Raw genomic sequence first — 1,976 nt, forward strand, 5'->3', positions numbered from 1 at the left:
GAAGGAGATCAGCGTGGTGGTCAGCACCCACGGGCCCGGCTCGCGGGCCGCCGCTCCCGCCGCTCCCGGCGGGAGCGGGCGGGGCCTGGCCGGGCTCCGCGAGCGGGTGGACGCCCTCGGCGGCGAGTTCAGCGCCGGCCGGCAGGCGGGCGGCGCCTTCGTGGTGCGGGCCCGCGTCCCCGCGGGCGGCCCGTCGTGAGCGCGCCGATCCGGGTCCTGGTCTGCGACGACCAGGCGCTGATCCGCACCGGCTTCGCGACGATCATCGACGCCCAGCCGGACCTGGAGGTCGTGGGGGAGTGCGGCGACGGCCGCGCCGCGGTGGACCTCGCCCGCCGGCTGAGGCCCGACCTCGTCGTCATGGACGTGCGCATGCCGGTGCTCGGCGGCATCGAGGCCACCCGGCTGCTGGCCGGCGCGGGGGTCGACGACCCGGTCAAGGTGCTCGTGGTGACCACGTTCAACCTCGACGAGTACGTCTACGAGGCGCTGCGCGCGGGGGCCAGCGGCTTCCTGCTCAAGGACGCCCCGCCGGCGCAGCTCCTGCACGGCATCCGCACCGTCGCCTCGGGCGCCGCGCTGCTGGCCCCCGAGGTGACGCGCCAGTTGGTCGGCCGGTACGCGGCCCGCATCCGCCCGGCCGAGCCGCCGTCCGGGGAGACCGCGCTGACCCCGCGCGAGCTGGAGGTGCTGCGCCTGATCGCCGACGGCCGGTCCAACAGCGAGATCGCCGCCACGCTGGTGATCAGCCACGAGACCGTCAAGACGTACGTGTCACGCATCCTGGCCAAACTCGGCCTGCGGGACCGCGTGCAGGCGGTGGTCTACGCCTACCGCCGGGGCCTGGCGACCTGACGCCTCACAGCGGGGCGGAGTCGAGGGGGATCGGGCGGAACATCTCCGGCTCGTCCTCGGGGGTCAGGGCCGTCGGGCCGAAGATCCAGTCGACGAACGAGTAGTCGTGGACGTCGCGCTCCCGCAGCAGGGCGTTGCGCTGCAGTCTCCGGACGCCCTCCAGGTGCCACAACGCGCCCCACGCCCGGGCCGTGCCGACCACCCGGCGGCAGTGCTCGGGTCGTACCGCCTCGTAGGCGGCCAGCGCCCGGTCCCAGTCCACGACCGGTCCGCCCGCGGCGCGCTGGGCGGCGACGTGCTCACCGAGCACCCAGCCGTCCTCGATCGCCATGATCGCGCCCTGCGCCATGTACTGCAGCGGCGGGTGCGCGGCGTCGCCGAGCAAGGCGATCCGCCCGGTGACCCAGGTCATGATCGGGTCGCGGTCGAACATCCGCCACCACCGGTCGCGCCACATCAGCGGCAGGCCCCGCTGGACCTGGTCGCAGGTCCCCGCGAACGCCGCGTCCAGCTCGTCGGGGGTGCCCCAGTCGTCCTGGCCGGCCAGCGCCTTCGGCGACTCGAACACGGCGACCTGGTTGAACGTCTCCGCGCCCCGCAGCGGGTACTGCACGAAGTGGCAGCGCGGCCCGACGTACACGACGACGTCCTTGTCCTGGACGTCGTTGCCGGCGACCTGCTCGAACGGCACCGCGCAGCGGTAGGCGACATATCCGGAGTTCACCGGCTCGTCCTGGACCAGCAGTTCGCGGGCGATCGAGTGCAGGCCGTCGGCGGCGATCACCACGTCCGCCTCGTCCACGACGCCGTCGGCGAACCGCACCCGGGCGCCGCCCTCGACGTTCTCGTACCACGTGCAGCGGGCGTCGGTGAGCAGCTCGACGCCGGCCCGCTCGCAGGCGCGCAGCAGGATGCCGTGCAGGTCGCTGCGGTGGATCACCAGGTAGGGGTGGCCGTAGCGGCGTTCGACGTCGCGCAGGTCGAGCCGGGTCAGCTCGGTGGCGTCCAGGGCGTCCTTCATGACCATGGTCTCGGGCAGCACGCCGAGCGCGGCCGCCTCGGCCAGCAGGCCGTAACGGTCCAGGATGCGGGTGCAGTTCGGGGCGAGCTGCAGGCCCGCG

At 74.2% G+C, this 1,976-nt stretch carries 2 protein-coding genes and 1 pseudogene; 2 read left to right on the forward strand and 1 reads right to left on the reverse strand.

Translation table 11 applies throughout. From position 1 onward, the window contains the following. A pseudogene (locus tag ACWCSD_RS52010) lies at positions 1-199 on the forward strand (two-component sensor histidine kinase); the annotation flags it as partial. Continuing rightward, positions 196-855, forward strand: a complete 660-nt coding sequence (locus tag ACWCSD_RS52015) for a response regulator (protein WP_387682675.1) — start codon at positions 196-198, stop codon at positions 853-855. The pseudogene ACWCSD_RS52010 and the gene ACWCSD_RS52015, both read left to right, overlap by 4 nt. 4 nt (positions 856-859) lie before the next feature. Here ACWCSD_RS52015 and ACWCSD_RS52020 read toward each other — a convergent pair. Then, positions 860-1,976: FAD-dependent monooxygenase (locus ACWCSD_RS52020; protein ID WP_449927233.1), on the reverse strand; the 1,117-nt coding region annotated here is incomplete at its 5' end.

It is taken from the genome of Nonomuraea sp. NPDC001684 (assembly GCF_053596515.1).